This is a genomic window from Belnapia moabensis DSM 16746 (assembly GCF_000745835.1).
In the GTDB taxonomy this organism is placed as follows: Bacteria; Pseudomonadota; Alphaproteobacteria; order Acetobacterales; family Acetobacteraceae; genus Belnapia; species Belnapia moabensis.
This window is the reverse complement of the sequence record NZ_JQKB01000016.1, coordinates 97248-114191: the sequence shown is the minus strand read 5'-3', so window position 1 is coordinate 114191 and position 16944 is coordinate 97248. Positions and strand designations below refer to the sequence as shown.

Annotated in this window: 16 protein-coding genes, 1 tRNA gene and 1 riboswitch; of the genes, 10 read left to right on the top strand and 7 right to left on the bottom strand. The window is 69.0% G+C overall.

Annotation, left to right across the window (positions count from 1 at the left end; translation table 11 throughout):
• Positions 1-3 precede the first annotated feature (3 nt).
• The gene (gene tuf / locus EP26_RS13035) at positions 4-1191 is read right to left on the bottom strand and encodes an elongation factor Tu (RefSeq protein ID WP_043337546.1); all 1188 of its coding nucleotides are present in this window, start codon (positions 1189-1191) and stop codon (positions 4-6) included.
• Between the two features lie 214 nt (positions 1192-1405).
• On the opposite strand from tuf, the gene EP26_RS13030 reads away from it, so the two are divergent.
• Positions 1406-1481: transfer RNA gene (locus EP26_RS13030), tRNA-Gly, on the top strand.
• A 333-nt stretch (positions 1482-1814) separates the two neighbouring features.
• On the opposite strand, the gene crcB is transcribed toward EP26_RS13030, so the two are convergent.
• Positions 1815-2189, bottom strand: coding sequence for a fluoride efflux transporter CrcB (gene crcB, locus EP26_RS13020; protein ID WP_043339016.1), 375 nt, complete (start codon positions 2187-2189; stop codon positions 1815-1817).
• A 73-nt stretch (positions 2190-2262) separates the two neighbouring features.
• A riboswitch (Fluoride riboswitch) is annotated at positions 2263-2324 on the bottom strand.
• Between the two features lie 87 nt (positions 2325-2411).
• On the opposite strand from crcB, the gene ilvD reads away from it, so the two are divergent.
• On the top strand, positions 2412-4268 hold the full coding sequence (gene ilvD, locus EP26_RS13015) for a dihydroxy-acid dehydratase (RefSeq protein ID WP_043339015.1): 1857 nt from the start codon (positions 2412-2414) through the stop codon (positions 4266-4268).
• A gap of 215 nt (positions 4269-4483) precedes the next feature.
• Here ilvD and EP26_RS13010 read toward each other — a convergent pair whose 3' ends face one another.
• On the bottom strand, positions 4484-5821 hold the full coding sequence (locus EP26_RS13010; protein WP_043339014.1) for an LLM class flavin-dependent oxidoreductase: 1338 nt from the start codon (positions 5819-5821) through the stop codon (positions 4484-4486).
• Between the two features lie 187 nt (positions 5822-6008).
• On the opposite strand from EP26_RS13010, the gene EP26_RS13005 reads away from it, so the two are divergent.
• The 3 genes from EP26_RS13005 to EP26_RS12995 are packed head-to-tail and all read left to right on the top strand — an operon-like array spanning position 6009 to position 8272.
• On the top strand, positions 6009-7577 hold the full coding sequence (locus EP26_RS13005) for an ABC transporter substrate-binding protein (RefSeq protein ID WP_043339013.1): 1569 nt from the start codon (positions 6009-6011) through the stop codon (positions 7575-7577).
• Between the two features lie 3 nt (positions 7578-7580).
• On the top strand, positions 7581-7934 hold the full coding sequence (locus tag EP26_RS13000; RefSeq protein WP_043339011.1) for a Lin0512 family protein: 354 nt from the start codon (positions 7581-7583) through the stop codon (positions 7932-7934).
• Positions 7931-8272, top strand: a complete 342-nt coding sequence (locus EP26_RS12995; protein ID WP_043339010.1) for a Lin0512 family protein — start codon at positions 7931-7933, stop codon at positions 8270-8272. The genes EP26_RS13000 and EP26_RS12995 overlap by 4 nt, the downstream gene beginning before the upstream one ends.
• On the opposite strand, the gene EP26_RS12990 is transcribed toward EP26_RS12995, so the two are convergent.
• On the bottom strand, positions 8269-9075 hold the full coding sequence (locus EP26_RS12990) for a transglutaminase-like domain-containing protein (protein ID WP_043339009.1): 807 nt from the start codon (positions 9073-9075) through the stop codon (positions 8269-8271). The genes EP26_RS12995 and EP26_RS12990 overlap by 4 nt on opposite strands.
• 19 nt (positions 9076-9094) lie before the next feature.
• The gene (locus EP26_RS12985) at positions 9095-10000 is read right to left on the bottom strand and encodes a transglutaminase family protein (RefSeq protein WP_043339008.1); all 906 of its coding nucleotides are present in this window, start codon (positions 9998-10000) and stop codon (positions 9095-9097) included.
• Positions 10001-10263: 263 nt separating this feature from the next.
• Here EP26_RS12985 and EP26_RS12980 point away from each other — a divergent pair, with 263 nt between their 5' ends.
• Positions 10264-10719: a DUF6481 family protein gene (locus EP26_RS12980; protein ID WP_043339006.1), complete on the top strand. Its 456-nt coding sequence runs from the start codon at positions 10264-10266 to the stop codon at positions 10717-10719.
• A 3-nt stretch (positions 10720-10722) separates the two neighbouring features.
• On the opposite strand, the gene EP26_RS12975 is transcribed toward EP26_RS12980, so the two are convergent.
• Positions 10723-12348 carry a flavin-containing monooxygenase gene (locus EP26_RS12975; RefSeq protein WP_043339005.1) on the bottom strand — a complete coding sequence of 542 codons (1626 nt, stop codon included), beginning with the start codon at positions 12346-12348 and terminating at the stop codon, positions 10723-10725.
• Between the two features lie 102 nt (positions 12349-12450).
• Between EP26_RS12975 and EP26_RS12970 the strand changes: the two genes are divergently transcribed.
• Entirely contained in the window at positions 12451-13137 is a 687-nt protein-coding gene (locus EP26_RS12970; protein WP_043339004.1) for a substrate-binding domain-containing protein, read from the top strand.
• Positions 13138-13140: 3 nt separating this feature from the next.
• On the opposite strand, the gene EP26_RS12965 is transcribed toward EP26_RS12970, so the two are convergent.
• Positions 13141-13935, bottom strand: coding sequence for an IclR family transcriptional regulator (locus EP26_RS12965; RefSeq protein WP_084112506.1), 795 nt, complete (start codon positions 13933-13935; stop codon positions 13141-13143).
• A gap of 96 nt (positions 13936-14031) precedes the next feature.
• Between EP26_RS12965 and EP26_RS12960 the strand changes: the two genes are divergently transcribed.
• From EP26_RS12960 to EP26_RS12950, 3 genes are read left to right on the top strand one after another with little or no spacing between them, the layout of a single operon-like run.
• Positions 14032-15702 carry an FAD-dependent oxidoreductase gene (locus EP26_RS12960; protein WP_043339002.1) on the top strand — a complete coding sequence of 557 codons (1671 nt, stop codon included), beginning with the start codon at positions 14032-14034 and terminating at the stop codon, positions 15700-15702.
• Positions 15703-15711: 9 nt separating this feature from the next.
• Positions 15712-15939, top strand: a complete 228-nt coding sequence (locus EP26_RS12955; RefSeq protein WP_043339001.1) for a DUF2783 domain-containing protein — start codon at positions 15712-15714, stop codon at positions 15937-15939.
• A 24-nt stretch (positions 15940-15963) separates the two neighbouring features.
• Positions 15964-16944 (top strand): MBL fold metallo-hydrolase, encoded by a 981-nt coding sequence (locus EP26_RS12950; protein ID WP_043339000.1) that lies wholly within the window; start codon positions 15964-15966, stop codon positions 16942-16944.

Sequence of the window (16944 nt, the reverse complement as noted above, 5' to 3'; positions counted from 1 at the left end):
GGCTTACTTCACGATGCTCGCAACGACGCCGGCGCCGACGGTGCGGCCGCCCTCGCGGATGGCGAAGCGGAGCCCCTGGTCCATGGCGATGGGGGCGATCAGCTCGACATCCATCGTCACGTTGTCGCCCGGCATCACCATCTCGACGCCTTCCGGCAGCTTCACGATCCCGGTCACGTCGGTGGTCCGGAAGTAGAACTGCGGCCGGTAGTTGGTGAAGAACGGCGTGTGGCGCCCGCCCTCCTCCTTGGTCAGAATGTAGGCCTCGGCCTTGAAGCCGGTGTGCGGCGTGATCGAGCCGGGCTTGGCCAGGACCTGGCCGCGCTCGACGTCCTCGCGCTTCGTGCCGCGCAGCAGCGCGCCGATGTTGTCGCCCGCCTCGCCGCTGTCCAGCAGCTTGCGGAACATCTCGACGCCGGTCACCGTCGTCTTCACCGTGTTCTTCAGCCCGACGATCTCGACTTCCTCGCCGACCTTGACGATGCCGCGCTCGACGCGACCCGTCACCACCGTGCCGCGGCCCGAGATCGAGAACACGTCCTCGATCGGCATCAGGAACGGCATGTCCTTCGGACGCTCCGGCTGCGGGATGTAGCTGTCCACCGCCGCCATCAGCTCGAGCACGGCGTTCTTGCCGATCTCGGGCGTCTTGTCCTCGAGGGCCGCCACCGCCGAGCCCTTGATGATCGGGATGTCGTCGCCCGGGAACTGGTAGCTGGAGAGCAGCTCGCGCACCTCCATCTCCACCAGCTCGACCAGGTCGGGGTCGGCCAGGTCCATCTTGTTCAGGAACACCACCAGGGCGGGGACGCCAACTTGGCGGGCCAGCAGGATGTGCTCGCGCGTCTGCGGCATCGGGCCGTCAGCGGCCGAGACCACCAGGATCGCGCCGTCCATCTGCGCCGCGCCCGTGATCATGTTCTTCACGTAGTCGGCGTGGCCGGGGCAGTCCACATGCGCGTAGTGGCGGTTCTGCGTCTCGTACTCGACATGTGCGGTCGAGATCGTGATGCCACGAGCCCGCTCCTCCGGCGCCTTGTCGATCTGGTCATAGGCCGTGAAGGTCGCGCCACCCGTCTCCGCCAGAACCTTGGTGATCGCCGCCGTCAGCGACGTCTTGCCATGGTCGACATGCCCGATCGTCCCAATGTTGCAGTGCGGCTTGTTCCGCTCAAACTTCGCCTTCGCCATTGCCCGGCTCCGCTATCCCGTCTGGTCGTGTCGCTTGCCCGAGGCCCGTCCGGCGGACAGGGAGCCGCCGCCTGAATTCCCCCGCAAAACCACGCGGGATATAGGCACAATTCTCGGCAATACCAGCCAGCACCCTTGCCGGCCGGCGCGGCTGGCCCTATCAGGAAGCGTGATCGGGGTCAACGCCGGGTGGCGTCCTGGCCCTGCATCGTGGGCGGACGTAGCTCAGCTGGTAGAGCGTCAGATTTCCAATCTGAATGTCGCGAGTTCGAACCTCGTCGTCCGCTCCACTCCTCCGCATTCCGCCGCCGGGCCTGCGCCAGGACGTGCAGCAGGACCCGCATCTCGCCGGACACCCGGACATCGCCGGCTCCCATGCGTTGGATCGAGCGGAGGATGTTGCGCGGCGTCCTGTCGTCGCCGCAGCGCTTCATCAGCCGGGCGAGGCTGCCATGGGTCTCGCCGAGGGAAGCGAGCTCGGCGCGGAACCAGGCGGCGCCGTCCTGGCTGGGGTCGGGGTCGGGCAAGCAGGCATCTCCGGGTGCTGGTCGGGCGACTGAAAGATCCGATGCCGAAGCTTGCTTATTTGGTACGATATCGCAACTTAAAACCCGACCGCAATATCACCCCCGGCCGAGCCAGTAGCCGAGGGCCACCGCGGCCAGGCAGGCCAGGATCGAGACGGCGATATTGGCCAGGGCCAGTTCCATACGTCCCTTCTCGATCAGCTCCAGGGTCTGCAGGCTGAAGGAGGAGAAGGTGGTGAAGCCGCCGCAGAGGCCGACCATGACGAAGGCCCGCACATCAGGATGCACCGACAGCCGCCCCGCCTCCAACGTCAGCGCACCGAACCAGCCGATGACGAAGGAGCCGAGGATGTTGATCAGCACCGTTCCCCAGGGGAAGGCCGGGCCGAACAAGGGGAAGGTCGCCAGGACGAGCCAGTAGCGGGCCATCCCGCCAAGCGCGCTCCCGAGCGCCACCCAGGCATAGGTCATCGGAACCGTGTCCACCTCCTTTGCCGGAGTGGGTGGAGGCCGGGCGCACCCCACCCCGCCCGGCCGGCGGCCGTGCCAGATAGGAGTCGTCAGCCTCGGCGGCGGTTGAAGGGGGCCCCCGTCCCCTATGCCCATAGCTTAGGCCAGGGATGCGCCGCGGCGAAGGGGTGGCCGGCGACACGGCTTGGTAATATGGAAGCACCGCCCGAGGAGGACGCCCCGATGCCGCAATACCGTTCCCGCACCACCACCCATGGCCGCAACATGGCCGGCGCCCGGGGCCTCTGGCGCGCCACCGGCATGAAGGACGGGGATTTCGGCAAGCCGATCATCGCGGTCGTCAACAGCTTCACGCAATTCGTACCCGGCCATGTCCATCTGAAGGACCTCGGCCAGCTGGTCGCGCGGGAGATCGAGGCGGCGGGCGGCGTCGCCAAGGAGTTCAACACCATCGCGGTGGATGACGGTATCGCCATGGGGCATGACGGCATGCTCTACAGCCTGCCCTCGCGCGACCTCATCGCCGACAGCGTGGAGTACATGGTCAACGCGCATTGCGCCGATGCCATGGTCTGCATCTCGAACTGCGACAAGATCACGCCGGGCATGCTGATGGCAACGATGCGCCTCAACATCCCGACCATCTTCGTCTCCGGCGGGCCGATGGAGGCGGGCAAGGTGGTGCATCGTGGGCAGAAGCGCTCGGTGGATTTGATCGACGCCATGATCGTCGCCGCCGACCCGAACGTCACCGACGAGGAGGTGGCGGTCATCGAGCGCTCGGCCTGCCCGACCTGCGGCTCCTGCTCCGGCATGTTCACCGCCAATTCGATGAACTGCCTGACCGAGGCGCTGGGCCTCGCCCTGCCCGGCAACGGCACGATCGTCGCCACCCACGCCGACCGCAAGGCGCTCTTCCTCGAGGCCGGGCGGAAGATCGTCGAGATCACCCGGGCGCATTACGAGACGGAGGATTTCTCCGTCCTGCCGCGCAGCATCGCCACCATGACGGCCTTCGAGAATGCGATGACGCTCGACATCGCCATGGGCGGCTCGACCAACACCGTGCTGCACCTGCTGGCGGCGGCGCATGAGGGTGGTGTCGGCTTCACCATGCAGGATATCGACCGGCTCTCGCGCCGGGTGCCGGTGCTCTGCAAAGTGGCGCCCTCGGTCGCCAACGTGCATGTCGAGGATGTGCATCGGGCGGGCGGCATCATGGGCATCCTGGGTGAACTGGACCGGGCGAGGCTGATCGACACCTCCGTCAGCCGGGTCGATGCGCCGAGCCTCGGGGAGGCGCTGGCGCGCTGGGACGTGCAGCGGACGGCGGATGAGAAGGTGCGACACTTCTTCCAGGCGGCGCCGGGCGGCATCCCGACGACGGTCGCCTTCAGCCAAAGCGAGCGTTGGGAGAGCCTCGATACCGACCGCGCAGGCGGCGTGATCCGCGACAAGGCGCATGCTTTCTCGCAGGATGGCGGCCTTGCGGTGCTCTACGGCAACCTGGCCGAGGACGGGTGCATCGTGAAGACCGCTGGCGTCGATGCCAGCATCCTCAGCTTCTCCGGCCCGGCCCGGGTCTTCGAGAGCCAGGATGCGGCGGTGGAGGGCATCCTCGGCGGCGCGGTGCAGCCGGGCGACGTGGTGCTGGTGCGCTACGAAGGGCCGCGCGGCGGGCCAGGTATGCAGGAGATGCTGTATCCGACGAGCTACCTGAAGTCGAAGGGGCTCGGGAAGATCTGCGCCCTGGTGACGGATGGGCGCTTCTCCGGCGGCTCATCGGGGCTGTCCATCGGGCATCTCTCGCCCGAGGCGGCGGAAGGCGGGCTGGTCGGACTGGTCGAGGATGGCGACCGGATCGAGATCGACATCCCGAACCGCCGCATCAACCTCGCCGTGGCGGATGCGGTGCTAGCCGAGCGTCGCGCGGCGATGGAGGCCAAGGGTGCGGCCGCCTGGCAGCCGGCGCAGCCGCGCAAGCGCAAGGTCTCGACCGCGCTGCAGGCCTATGCGGCCATGGTGACCAGTGCGGCGCGAGGGGCGGTGCGCGACCTGAAGGGCATGCGGAGGGGCTAATATCCACCCCGGGCGAGGGCGCGGAGGCGGTCCGCGCCCAGCCTGTCGAAGCCGGGGGCCGTCAGGACCAGCATTACCAACCGGGCGCCGACGATGGCACGGGTGTTATCGGGCTCGAAGACGAAAGCGAAGCGGCCGGAGAGTGCGCCGCTCGCCTCCTGCGCAGGCGGCGCCCAAGCTGATGGCGCCGGTGCCGAGGATTGCGACGGGCAGGCTCATCCCCGCCCTGCCGTATAGCGGTTAGCCGGCATCGGCACGCCAAGGTTTTCGCGTAGGGTCGTTCCCTCGTATTCGGTGCGGAACATGCCGCGCCGGCGCAACTCCGGCAGCACCAGCTCGACGAAATCGTCGAGGCCGGCCGGCAGCACCGGCGGGCAGATGTTGAACCCATCCGCCGCACCGGCCGCGACCCATTCCTCCATGTCGTCGACGATGCTTTCCGGCGTGCCGACCACTACGCGGCCGCCGAAGCCGGCGGCGATGCGGCTGTAGAGCTGGCGGATGGTGAGGTTCTCGCGCCGCGCCAGGTCGAGCGCCATCCGCGCCATGCTGCGGATGCGCGGGTCCTGCGGCTCCGGCACCGGCCCGTCGAGGTCGTAGCCGCTGAGGTCGCCCATCTGGCCGTAGAGGTAGGAAAGGCCGAGTTCCGGCGCGACGAGGTCATTGAGCTGGTCGAGCTTCGCCTGCGCCTCGGCTTGGGTGCGGCCGATGAAATAGGTGATGCCGGGCATCACCTTCAGGTCGTCCCAGCCCCGGCCGTATTTGGCGAGCCGCCCTTTGAGCTTGGCGTAGTAGTCGCGCGCCGCCTCCAGCGTGTGCGAGGCGGAATAGACGACATCGGCGCTGCGGGCGGCGATCTCCAGCCCCTGCTCCGAGGCGCCGGCCTGCACCAGGATCGGCCGCCCCTGCGGCGTGCGGGCGATGGTCAGCGGGCCGCGCACCTTGAAATGCTTGCCCTTGTGGTCGAGCACATGGAGCTTCGACTGGTCGAAGAAGATGCCGCTGGCCTTGTCATGGACCAACGCATCGCCCTCCCAGGAATCCCAGAGTCCCTTCACCACCTCGACGAACTCGGCGGCGCGCTCGTAGCGCAGGTCGTACTCCATGTGCTGGTCGCGGTTGAAGTTCCAGGCCTCCGCTTCGGACCAGGAGGTGACGATGTTCCAGCCGGCGCGGCCGCCGCTCAGATGGTCGAGCGAGGCCCATTTGCGGGCGATGTGGAAGGGTTCGTTGTAGGTGGTGGAGGCGGTGGCGACGAGGCCGATGCGGCTGGTCAGCCCGGCCAGCGCCGAGAGCAGCGTCAGCGGCTCCAGCTCCGCCGTCTGGTGCGAGCGGCAGAGCGCGCCGGGCGGGTCGTCCCGGGTGCGGAGGCCGATGCCGTCGGCGAGGAAGAGCATGTCGAGCTTCGCGGCCTCCGCCGTGCGGGCGATGCGGAGGAAGTGGCCAAGCTTGGAGGCGGCGCCGGGATCGGCCTCCGGATGGCGCCAGGCCGCGGCGTGGTAGCCGAGATAGCGCATCGAGAGGCCGAGCTTGATGGGCTTGCGGGTGCTCATACGGGTCCTGGATCGCTGCGGGCGCGCATGATGCCCCGCTGCGCGGGTGGCGCAAGCATCGGGCGGGCCTTCGGCAGCGGCCATCTCGCCTTTGCCTGGACTTGCGGCAGGCATTGCAGCGACCGGCAAGCGGGTGGACACTCTCCAGCAAGGCCCGCCACGGGGCCAACGAGGGAGAATGCCGAGGATGCGACGCCGCCAATTGCTGGCTGCCCTGCCCGCCGGCCTTGCCCTGCCGGCGCTCGCCGCCGAGCCGCGGGTGCTGATCCATGTGCCGCAGGCCAATCTCACCAGCCTCGACCCGGTCTGGACCACGGCGGTCGTCACCCGCAATGCCGCCCATCTGCTCTTCGAGACGCTTTATGGCCGGGACGAGGCGCTTAACCCGCAGCCGCAGATGATCGAGGGGCACCGGGTCGAGGACGGCGCGCGGCGCTGGACGATGCGGCTGCGGGACGGCCTCCGCTTCCATACCGGCGAGCCGGTGCTGGCGCGGGACTGCATCGCCTCGCTGCGCCGGTGGATGGTGCGCGACCCGATCGGCCAGACTATCGCCGCCCGGCTCGACGCCCTGGAGGCGCCGGATGACCGCACCCTGGTCTGGCGGCTGAACAAGCCCTTCGCCTCCCTCCCCTATGCCCTGGCGAAAACCCAGCCGAGCCCCGTCATCATGCCGGAGCGCGTGGCACGGACGGACCCCTTCAGGCAGATCACCGAGATCACCGGCAGCGGCCCCTTCCGCTGGGTGGCAGAGGAGTATGTGCCGGGCAGCCGCGCCGTCTTCGCCCGCTTCGATGCCTACCGGCCGCGCGACGAGCCTGCCAGCTACGCCGCCGGCGGCTACCGGGTGAAGGTGGACCGCGTCGAGTGGCGCATCATCCCGGATGCCGGGACGGCGGCGAATGCGCTCATCAACGGCGAGGTGGACTGGGTCGACCAGCCCCTGCCGGACCTGCTGCCGCGGCTGAGGCGGGCGCGGGGCGTCACGGTCGGAGCGCTCGACCAGTACGGCACCTTCGGCGCGTTTCGGCCGAACCACCTGCAGGGCGCCACGGCCAATCCGGGCGTCCGCCGCGCCATGCTGGCGGCGATCGACCAGGTGGAGGTGATGACGGCGGTGATGGGCGAGGACCGCTCGCTCTTCCGCGCTCCGGTCGGGTTCTTCCTACCCGGCACGCCCTCGGCCAGCGAGGCGGGGATGGAGGCGGTGCGGCGTCGCCGAAGCCCGGATGAAATCAAGCGGATGCTGGCCGAGGCCGGCTATGGCGGCGAGCGCATCCTGCTGATGCACCCGACGGACCAGACCTTCTACGACGCCATGTCGAGCGTCGCCGCCGCCGCCTGGCGCGCGGTCGGGCTCAATATCGATGACCAGTCGATGGATTGGGGCACCGTCGTCCAGCGCCGCACCAGCATGGAGCCGCTGGAGCGCGGCGGCTGGTCCGTCTTCCCGGCCGGCTATCCGGCGGCGGAGTACCGTGACCCGGTCTTCGCCTCCAACATCCGCGGCAACGGCCGGGGTGCCTGGTTCGGCTGGCCGGAGGATGCCGAGCTCGAGGCGATGCGCGACCGCTGGATGGAGGGCACCGACGAGGCGGAGCTGCGCCGGCTCGACCAGGCGATCCAGCGCCGCGCCTTCGAGACGGTGCCCTTCATCCCGCTCGGCCAGTACCTGCCGCCGGCGGCCTGGCGGAGCAGCCTCAAGGGGCTGCTGAAGGGGCCGGTGCCGGTGTTCTGGAATGTGGAGAAAGGGTAGCGCATGCCGATGAAACGCATGGTGCTGGAGCTCGGCATGGGGACCGATATCCGCGGCACCGACTACACCAAGGCCGCGGTGCGGGCGCTGCGCGATGCGCTATGGCACAACTCCCTCACCATCACTCATGCGCTCGGCCTGCATGTCGACAGCATGGAGGTCGAGGTGCGGATCGGCGTGCCGAAGCCCGACCTGGTGGACAGGGAGGCGGTGCTCGCCGTGCTGCCGCATGGCACCGGCACGGTGACGGTGGTGGAAGGCGGGCTCGAGATTCCGAACGAGGCGGGCACCGGCTCCACCGTCATGGCCCATGCTGCGGCCATCGTCCGGCTCGACCTGCCGGAGCAGCCGGCATGACTGCGCGGCGCGTGATCCTGGAGATGGGTGCCGGCAACGACTTGCATGGCGGTGACTATACCAAGGCGGCGCTGCGGGCGGTGCAGGATGCGCTGCACCATTCCTCCCTGACCATGCTGCGCTCGCTGAAGGTCGACCCGAAGACCATGCTGGTGGATGTCACCATTGGCGTGCAGGATCCGGCGCGCGTCGATGCCGAGCGGGTGCGAGCCTCCCTCCCCCATGGCATCGTCACGGTTCAGGTGGTGAAGGGCGGGCTCGACGTGCCGGATGACGAGGGCAGCGACGTGGCGGTGATCGCCAGCGCCGCCATCGCCGTCCGGCTGGACCTGCCTTAACCGGCGATCTCGTCGGTCACGACCTGGAAGTCGGCCAGGGTGCAGGGGCCGAAGGTGGTGGAGATCGCCACATCGGTCGCATCGCGGCCGCGGCCCATCAGGATGCGGCCGATCCGCGGCTGATTGTTACGTGGGTCGAAGGTGTGCCACTCGCCGCCGAGATAGACCTCGAACCAAGCGGCGAAGTCCATCGGCCCGGCCGGCGGCACGCCGATATCGCCGAGCCAGCCGGTGCAGTAGCGCGCCGGGATGTTGAGGCAGCGGCAGAAGGTGACGGCGAGATGCGCGAAGTCGCGGCAGACGCCATGGCGGTCCATATAGGCGCCCCAGGCGGTGCGCTGGGAATTGGCGTGCCCGTAGCCGAAGGTGATGTGGTTGTTGACCCAGTCGCAGACCGCCTGCACGCGGGCCCAGCCGGGCGGCGTATGGGCGAAGAGCGACCAGGCGGTGTCGGAGAGCCGGTCCGTCTCGCAATAGCGGCTGCCGAGCAGGAAAACGACGGCTTCGTCGGGCAACTCCTCGACCGGATGCTGCATGGCCTCGGGCACCACGCGGTCCCAGGTGCCCGGGTCGCGCACCACGAGGTCGGTCGAGATGGTGAGCTGCCCCGCCGGCGCGACGATGCGCGAGCAGAGGTTGCCGAAGCTGTCGTTATACTGGCGCAGCGGCACCGGCGGATCGAAGCGCACGTAATGCGGTGCCTCGAGATCGGGCATGCGGGCAGGGTGCGGGCTGACCATGAGCAGCATGGGCGTTGGCCGCGGGCAATCATAGACGATGTGGTAGCCGGCGCGGATGCGCATCGGGCGGGTCCTTCTTTTATCAGGTCGGGGCGGGTTGGGTGCGGGGCGGCCCGTCCGGCGTCGCCTCCGTGACGGTCACCTCGACGGTCATGCCGAGGCTGTCGGAGGGGAAGCCGGACCAAGTGCCGTGCAGCGGCACCGCTTGGTGGTGGTCGCGGGCGACGGCGACGCGGATCAGGTCGCGGTTGCCGATGATGCCGTTGGTCGGGTCGAGTTCCACCCAGCCGGCGCCGGGCAGGTAGACGCGCAGCCAGGCATGGGTCGCGCCGCCGCCGATCCGGCCGCCTTCGCGCGGCACGTAGAGGTAGCCGGTGACGAAGCGGGCGGCGAAGCCGAGGGCGCGCACCGCCTCGATCATCAGCACGGCGAAGTCGCGGCAGCTGCCGCTGCCGAGCCTGAGCGTGCGCAGCGGCTCCTGCACGCCTTTCTCCTGCCGCGCCACATAGGTGAAGCGGGCGCGGATGGCATGGGTGATGTCGGCCAGCAGCTCCCGCGTGCCGGTCGGGCCGTCCTTGCGGAGGAATTGCCGGGCCCAGCGGTCCAGCTCGCCATCCGGATCGGCATATTGCCGCTCGATGGAGCGGGCGAGGTCCGGCATCTCCTCGACGCCATAGGAGAAGGGATAGGTCTCGGCCCCCTCCCCCACCGGCAGGTCGAGGGCATTGCCCGGCGAATGCACCAGCCGCACCCGGCTGTCGAAGCGCAGCTCCCGCGCCCTGCCGCCGAAGCGGGCGACGGCGACGCTGTTGCCGAAGACATCGTGCAGCCAGCGGAGTTCCAGCGGTTTCGGCGTGATGATGATCTGCTGGTCCAGCAGGCGCTGGTCATGCCCCTCCCGCGGCCGCAGCATCATCCGGTGCTCGCCGAAGGCGACCGGCTGGCGGTAGCGATAGGTAGTGACGTGCTGAACGGCGAGGACCGGCATGCGGTCAGCCGCAGCCTGGGACGGTAGCGGGCAAGGCAATATCTCCGGTGCCGCCGGAGTGCCGGTCGGTGCGAGGGTTCGATGTTGTTTGGGTTACGTCGAAATAGGGGCTGCGGCCGCGGCCTGTCGAGGATGATCGGCACGAAACCGCACCACCGCGGCGCCTTCGCCTATTCGTGATGGGTCGGTGCCATGCCGAACCGTCATGGCTCGGCCGCTGCTACGGCCTGTACATCTCGGCGCCGGTTGAGTAGAAGCCCGCCATGCCCGCCTTTAAGTCCGACAATTTCAATGACCGCCTGAGCAACGCCACCAAAGCACGCCAGGCGCTGATGGAGCGCTTCCGCAACCAGCCGAAGCCCGATGATCCTGCCGTGCAGGAGCGGTTGGCGCAGCAGAAGGCGATCGCCGAGGCCCGCGAGGCCCGCATCGCCGAGCGCAAGGCCGCCAAGGAAGCCGAACTTGCCCGCATAGCCGCTGAGGAGGCCGCCCGCCGCGCCGAGCAGGAGCGTCTCGCCGCCGAGGCCCGCCAGCGCGAGATCGAGGAGGCAGCCCGCCGCGCCGAGGAGGCCCGTGCGCTTGCCCTCGAAAATGCCGACCGCGAGACGCGCGCCCAAATTCTCGACAACGAGAAGCGCGAGCGCGCCCTGGCTCTGGCGGCCGAGCAGAAGGCGGCGCGCGATGCGCGCTACGCCGCCCGCAAGGCGCGTAAGAAGTAGGCTCTATTCGGCCGCTGCCGCCGGCATCGCGCCGGCGGAAAGGCGGAAGCCCTCATAGCCCTTCGCCGCGATCTCGGCGCATTTCTCCCTATAAGTGCCGACGCCGCCGATATAGGGCATGAAGACGCGCGGCTTGCCTGGAACGTTGGCGCCCATGTACCAGGAGGCTGCCTGCGGGTAGAGCGTGCGGTCGGCGACCTCGTTCACATGGGCGACCCAGGCCTCCTGCGCCTCCAGCGTCGCCTCGATGGTGGTCAGGCCACGGGCCTGCATATGAGCGAGGCAATCGCTCAGCCAGTCCACATGCTGCTCGATCGAGACGATCATGTTCGACAGCACGGACGGGCTGCCGGGCCCGGTGATCATGAAGAGATTGGGGAAACCGGCCGCCATCAACCCAAGATAGGTGCGCGGCCCATCGGCCCAGGCCTCGGCAAGGCCGGCATCGCCGCGGCCGCGGATATCGATGCGGGTGAGCGCTCCGGTCATCGCATCGAAGCCGGTGGCGAAAACCAGCGCGTCGCACTCGTATTCGCCGGTGCGGGTGCGGACCCCGCGCGGGGTGATCGCCTCGATCGGTGCCTCGCGCACATCGACCAGCGTGACGTTGGGGCGGTTGAAGGTCTCGAAATACTCGGTGTCGACGCAGATGCGCTTGGTGCCGATCGGGTAGCCCTTCGGCGCCAGCAGCTCCGCCACCTTCGGGTCCTTGACGATGCCGCGGATCTTGCGGCGGACGAATTCGGCCGCCGTGTCGTTCGCCTCACGGTTGGTGATGAGGTCGCTGAAGGCGCCCATGAAAGCCGTGCCGCCCCGGGCCCAGCGCGCCTCGTACTCCGCCTCGCGTTCTTCCGGTGGCACCTCCAGCGCCGACTTGTCGTTGAGGCCGTAGAGGATGCCGGTGCGCATCATCCGCGCCTTGGCCCGGTGCGCCTCGTAGTCGGACTTCCACCAGGACTCGTAGTCGTCATCCATCGGCGCATTGCGCGAGGGGATGCTGAAATTGGGCGTCCGCTGGAAGACGGTGAGATGCGCCGCCTGCTGCGCGATCACCGGAATGGCCTGGATGGCGGAGGAGCCGGTGCCGATGACGGCGACGCGCTTGCCGCTGAAATCGACGCCCTCATGCGGCCAGGCGCCGGTATGGTAGGTGGCGCCCTCGAAGCTTCCGAGCCCCTCGATCTCCGGCAGCTTGGCGGTGGAGAGGCAGCCCGTCGCCATGACGCAGTACCGCGCGATGTAGCGGTCGCCGCCATCGGTCTCGACGGTCCAGAGCGCGCTCGCCTCGTCGAAGGCCGCCCGTGTCACCCGCGTGTGGAAGCGCATGTCGCGCCTGAGGTCCAGCCGCTCCGCCACATGGGCGGCGTAGCGAAGGATCTCCGGCTGGGAGGCGAAGCGTTCCGACCAGCGCCACTCCTGCTGCAATTCCGGCAGGAAGGAGAAGGAGTACTGCATGCTCTCGACGTCGCACCGGGCGCCGGGATAGCGGTTCCAGTACCAGGTGCCGCCCACATCCTCACCCTGCTCCAGCACCACGGCCGCGATACCGAGGCCGCGCAGCCGATGCAGCATGTACATGCCGGCGAAGCCGGCGCCGACAATCACCGCATCGATCCTGGTCTCGGACATGCTTCCTCTCCGGGCCTGTTTCGGCACTCTGCTTGATCCCTGCTGCCAGCCCGCCACACTCTGACCCTCAAAGTCAACGCTTGCAGGCCGGAGAGGCTGACCATGCAGGAACAACCGCGTGCGCCCGTCCGGCTCTTCTCCACCCTCGCTGTGATGGGGCTGCTGCAGGAGATGCTGCCAGGGCTGGAGGTTGGGACCGGCCGCCTCATCGCCGCCGACTTTGCCCCGACCGCCGCCCTGCTCCGCCGCATCGAGGCGAGCGAGGCAGCGGACATCGCCATTCTGACGGCCGAGGCGGTGGAGGCGCTGGTGGCGGAGGGCCGCCTGCTTCCCGGCAGCCGGCGGGACCTTTGCATCTCGCTCATCGGCATGGCGGTGCGAGCCGGGGCGCCGCGGCCGGACATCGCCACGCCCGAGGCCTGCCGGGAGGCGCTGCTCGGCGCCCGCTCCATCGCCTACTCGAGGGCGGGGGCGAGCGGCATCTTCTTCGCTGGGCTGATCGAGCGGCTGGGCATCGCCGAGGCGGTCAACACCAAGGCGATCGTCATCCCGCAGGGGTTGACGGCGGAGCTGGCGGCGCGGGGCGAGGCGGAAATCGCCATCCAACAGGTGAGCGAACTGATGGCGGTACCGGGCATCGATATCGTCGGGCCGTTGCCGGAGGCGCTGAATACGCGGGCAGTCTTCTCTGCCGGGCTGTTCACGACCGAAGCGGCCGGGTTGCTGGAGGCCATGGTCGAGGGCATGACGCCGGAGCGGCTGCAGGCCAAGGGGCTGCTGCCGGCCTGAGCCCTACAGCTCGGCAGCCAGGGCGCGGGCCGCCTCGATCACCAGCGCGACGACCGGCCCATTCGCCGCCACATTGAGCCGCCCGACCCTGCCGAAGACCGTCAGCGCCAGGCGGATGCGGCGGCCATCGGCCTCGAAGACCGGGGCGGAGACGGCGGCCAGCCCGCCATTTCCCTCATTCTCCACCGTGGCGAAGCCGCGGGTGCGCACCGTGGCCACCAGCCGGTCCAGCTCCGCCATCGAGGCGGGGGCGCTCGGGCGGGCGATGGCGCGGTTCTGCGCCAGCTCCCGCTCGGCCAGGGGGCGGACCAGGCCAGGTTCGCCGAAAGCGCAGAAGACGAGGCCGGAGGCCGAATAGGTCATCGGGCAGACATGGCCGGGCGGGACGCTGGCGGCCAGTTCGTGCCTGGCCGCGACCAGGCGCACATGGGTCGGGCCGTGGGTGCCCCAGACCGCGGCGGCGGCGGTCTCGCCGGTGCGGGCGGCGATGGCCTCCAAGGCCCGCTCCGCCCGCTTCAGCGCGTCGGAGCGGCCGAGCGCGGCCAAGCCGGCACGCAGCATCAGCGGGCCGAGTTCGTAGCGTGTCGTCGCCGCATCCTGCTCGGCGAGCCCGACCCGCGCCAAGCTAACGAGGTAGCGGTGCGCCTTGGCCGAAGGCATCCCGGCGGCGCGGGCCAGCTCGGCCAGGCGCATCGGTCCGCCGGCCTCAGCCAGGATGCGCAGCAGAAGCCCCGCGACCTCGACTGAATTGACCCCGCCACGCAGATCCTCCGGCCCAGCCTGCCCATCGAACGCCACTTGACGATGGCCCCTCTCATTTTGCTACAATATTCATAGCGCATTACATAATACGTAGCAAGATTGGCGATGAAGCCAAGTCGCGGAGGGGCGGGAATGGATGGCAGCCTGGCCGAACGGGTGGATTACCAAGCCCTCGTCCTGCCTTATGCGCGCTCGCCCGATCAGGATGCGCCGCGGCCGGTGCGCCACCCCGTCGTCATCGTCGGCGCCGGGCCGGTCGGTCTCGCCGCCGCCATCGACTTGGCGCAGCAGGGCATCCGCGTCGTGCTGTTGGATGACGACGACCGGCTTTCCACCGGGTCGCGGGCCATCTGCTTCGCCAAGCGTACGCTGGAAATCTTCGACCGGCTCGGCTGCGGCGGGCGCATGGTGGAGAAGGGTATCACCTGGAACCGCGGCAAGGTCTTCTTCCGCGAGGATCCGGTCTACAGCTTCGATCTGCTGCCGGAGGCGGGGCACCGGCGCCCGGCCTTCGTCAACCTGCAGCAATACTACGTCGAGGGCTTCCTGCTGGAGCGGGCGCAGGCGCTGCCGCTGATCGACCTGCGTTGGAAGAACCGGGTGACGGGCCTGCAGTCGCGGGAGGATGGCGTGCTGCTCGAGGTCGAGACGCCCGAGGGCGGCTATCGGCTGCAGGCCGACTGGCTGGTTGCCGCCGATGGCTCGCGCAGCGCAGTGCGCAAGATTCTGGGGCTGGAGAGCAAGGGACAGACCTTCCGCGACCGCTTCCTCATCGCCGATGTGCGGATGGATGCCCCCTTCCCCGCCGAGCGCTGGTTCTGGTTCGACCCGCCCTTCCACCCCAACCAGTCGGTGCTGCTGCACCAGCAGCCGGACGGCATCTGGCGCATCGACTTCCAGCTCGGCTGGGATGCCGACCCAGTAGCGGAGCGCCAGCCGGAGCGGGTGATCCCGCGCGTGCAGGCGCTGCTCGGGCCGGAGGTGCGGTTCGAGCTGGAATGGGTCAGCGTCTATACCTTCTCCTGCCTGCGAATGGACCGCTTCTGCCATGGCCGCGTGCTCTTTGCGGGCGACAGCGCGCATGGCGTCTCGCCCTTCGGGGCGCGTGGAGCGAATGGCGGCGTGCAGGATGCGGAGAACCTCGCATGGAAGCTGGCATTGGTGGTGGAGGGCCGGGCGCCGGAGAGCCTGCTTGACAGCTACGATGCCGAGCGGGTTCATGCGGCGGAGGAAAACATCCTCAACTCCACCCGCAGCACCGATTTCATCACGCCGAAGAACGAGGCGAGCCGCGCCTTCCGCGACGCCGCACTCGGCCTTGCGCGCGATTGCGCCTTCGCCCGGCGGCTGGTGAACAGCGGGCGGCTGTCCCTGCCCAGCACCTACCGGGACTCGACGCTGAACACGCCCGATAGCGACGCCTTCGACGGCCCGATGCGGCCCGGCGCCCCGGCCATCGACGCGCCGGTTCTGGTGCGTGGCGAGGAGGGCTGGTTCCTCTCGCAAATCGAACATGGCGGCTTCACGCTTCTCTGCTTCGGCGAGACGGCGCCGGATGCCCTTCCCGGCACCGGCGGGATCCCACTGCGGCCGTTGCTGGTCGTGTCGGCCGGCACCGCGCCGCGCGAGGCGGTCGGGCTGCCGGTCATCAAGGATGCCGACGGACTGCTCGCCCAGCGCTACGATGCGAGGCCGGGCACCACCTACCTGCTGCGGCCGGACCAGCATGTCGCCGCCCGCTGGCGCCGCTGCGAGCCGGCGCTGGTGCATTCCGCGCTGGCCCGCGCCACCGGCCAGGGCTGAGAGGGTGCCATGCTGAACACCGAGCTCAACATCGCCGCGCCGGATGATTTCTACGAGGCGCTGGTCGCGCTGCACCGCGACCTGACACCGGAGCAGAACCAGCTCGTCAATGCCCGGCTGATCCTGCTGCTGGCGAACCATATCGGTGATGCCACCGTTCTGCGACAGGCCATGGCTAGGTCCCGCGAGGGCATCAACCCCGTCGGGCAGGATGCCACCCTGCGCGCCACCGCCTGAACCCGATCGAGAGGACGCGACCCCATGTCAGGCTTCGCCAGCACCAAGGACCTCGCCGACAAGCAGGTATCCTTTGGGGAACTCGGCCCCGGCCTCTATGGCTGGACGGCGGAGGGCGACCCCAATTCCGGCATCGTCATCGGCGATGACAGCGTGCTCGTCGTCGATGCCCAAGCGACGCCGGCCATGGCGCGGGATGTCATCGCCCGCATCCGCCAAGTGACCGACAAGCCCGTCCGCCACGTCGTGTTGAGCCACTACCACGCCGTCCGCGTGCTCGGAGCCTCGGGCTATGAGGGGGCGGAGATCATTGCCTCCGACGTGACGAGGGACCTGATCGTCGAGCGTGGCCAGCAGGACATGGACAGCGAGATCGGCCGCTTCCCACGCCTGTTCCGCGGCAAGGAGAGCATCCCCGGCCTCACTTGGCCGCATATCGTCTTCCACAAGCGGATGACGCTCTGGATGGGCCGGCGCGAAGTGCAGATCATCCATATCGGCCGCAGCCACACCGCCGGCGACACGGTGGTCTGGCTGCCGAAGGAGCGCGTGCTCTTCGCCGGCGACACCGTCGAGTTCGGCGCGACGCCCTATTGCGGCGACGCGCATTTCACCGACTGGCCGGCGACGCTCGCGGCCGTGCGGGCGCTCGGCGCCGAGAAGCTGGTGCCCGGTCGCGGCCGCAGCCTGATGAACCGGGCGGAGGTCGAGGAGGCCATCGCCGGCACCATCGCTTTTACCTCGGACCTCTTCGCCATCGCCAAGGCGGGCGTAGCCAAGGGCGCTACGCTGAAGCAGGTCTATGACGAGGCGATGGCGGCCATGCGCCCCAAATACGGGCATTGGGTGATCTTCGAGCACTGCATGCCCTTCGATGTGAGCCGCGCCTATGACGAGGCACAGGGCATCGACCACCCGCGCATCTGGACCGCCGAGCGCGACGTCGAGATGTGGCGCGCGCTGGAGCAGGGCAGCAGCATGAAATCCGCCGAAGCGCAGTCCTGA

Coding starts and splice junctions, on each gene's coding strand:
- EP26_RS12960 (WP_043339002.1), top strand. CDS start 14,032: ATGGATGGCAGCCTGGCCGAACGGGTGGATTACCAAGCCCTCGTCCTG.
- crcB (WP_043339016.1), bottom strand. CDS start 2,189: ATGACCTATGCCTGGGTGGCGCTCGGGAGCGCGCTTGGCGGGATGGCC.
- EP26_RS12970 (WP_043339004.1), top strand. CDS start 12,451: ATGCAGGAACAACCGCGTGCGCCCGTCCGGCTCTTCTCCACCCTCGCT.
- EP26_RS13000 (WP_043339011.1), top strand. CDS start 7,581: ATGCCGATGAAACGCATGGTGCTGGAGCTCGGCATGGGGACCGATATC.
- tuf (WP_043337546.1), bottom strand. CDS start 1,191: ATGGCGAAGGCGAAGTTTGAGCGGAACAAGCCGCACTGCAACATTGGG.
- EP26_RS12955 (WP_043339001.1), top strand. CDS start 15,712: ATGCTGAACACCGAGCTCAACATCGCCGCGCCGGATGATTTCTACGAG.
- EP26_RS13005 (WP_043339013.1), top strand. CDS start 6,009: ATGCGACGCCGCCAATTGCTGGCTGCCCTGCCCGCCGGCCTTGCCCTG.
- EP26_RS12990 (WP_043339009.1), bottom strand. CDS start 9,075: ATGCGCATCCGCGCCGGCTACCACATCGTCTATGATTGCCCGCGGCCA.
- EP26_RS12980 (WP_043339006.1), top strand. CDS start 10,264: ATGCCCGCCTTTAAGTCCGACAATTTCAATGACCGCCTGAGCAACGCC.
- EP26_RS12985 (WP_043339008.1), bottom strand. CDS start 10,000: ATGCCGGTCCTCGCCGTTCAGCACGTCACTACCTATCGCTACCGCCAG.
- ilvD (WP_043339015.1), top strand. CDS start 2,412: ATGCCGCAATACCGTTCCCGCACCACCACCCATGGCCGCAACATGGCC.
- EP26_RS13010 (WP_043339014.1), bottom strand. CDS start 5,821: ATGAGCACCCGCAAGCCCATCAAGCTCGGCCTCTCGATGCGCTATCTC.
- EP26_RS12975 (WP_043339005.1), bottom strand. CDS start 12,348: ATGTCCGAGACCAGGATCGATGCGGTGATTGTCGGCGCCGGCTTCGCC.
- EP26_RS12995 (WP_043339010.1), top strand. CDS start 7,931: ATGACTGCGCGGCGCGTGATCCTGGAGATGGGTGCCGGCAACGACTTG.
- EP26_RS12950 (WP_043339000.1), top strand. CDS start 15,964: ATGTCAGGCTTCGCCAGCACCAAGGACCTCGCCGACAAGCAGGTATCC.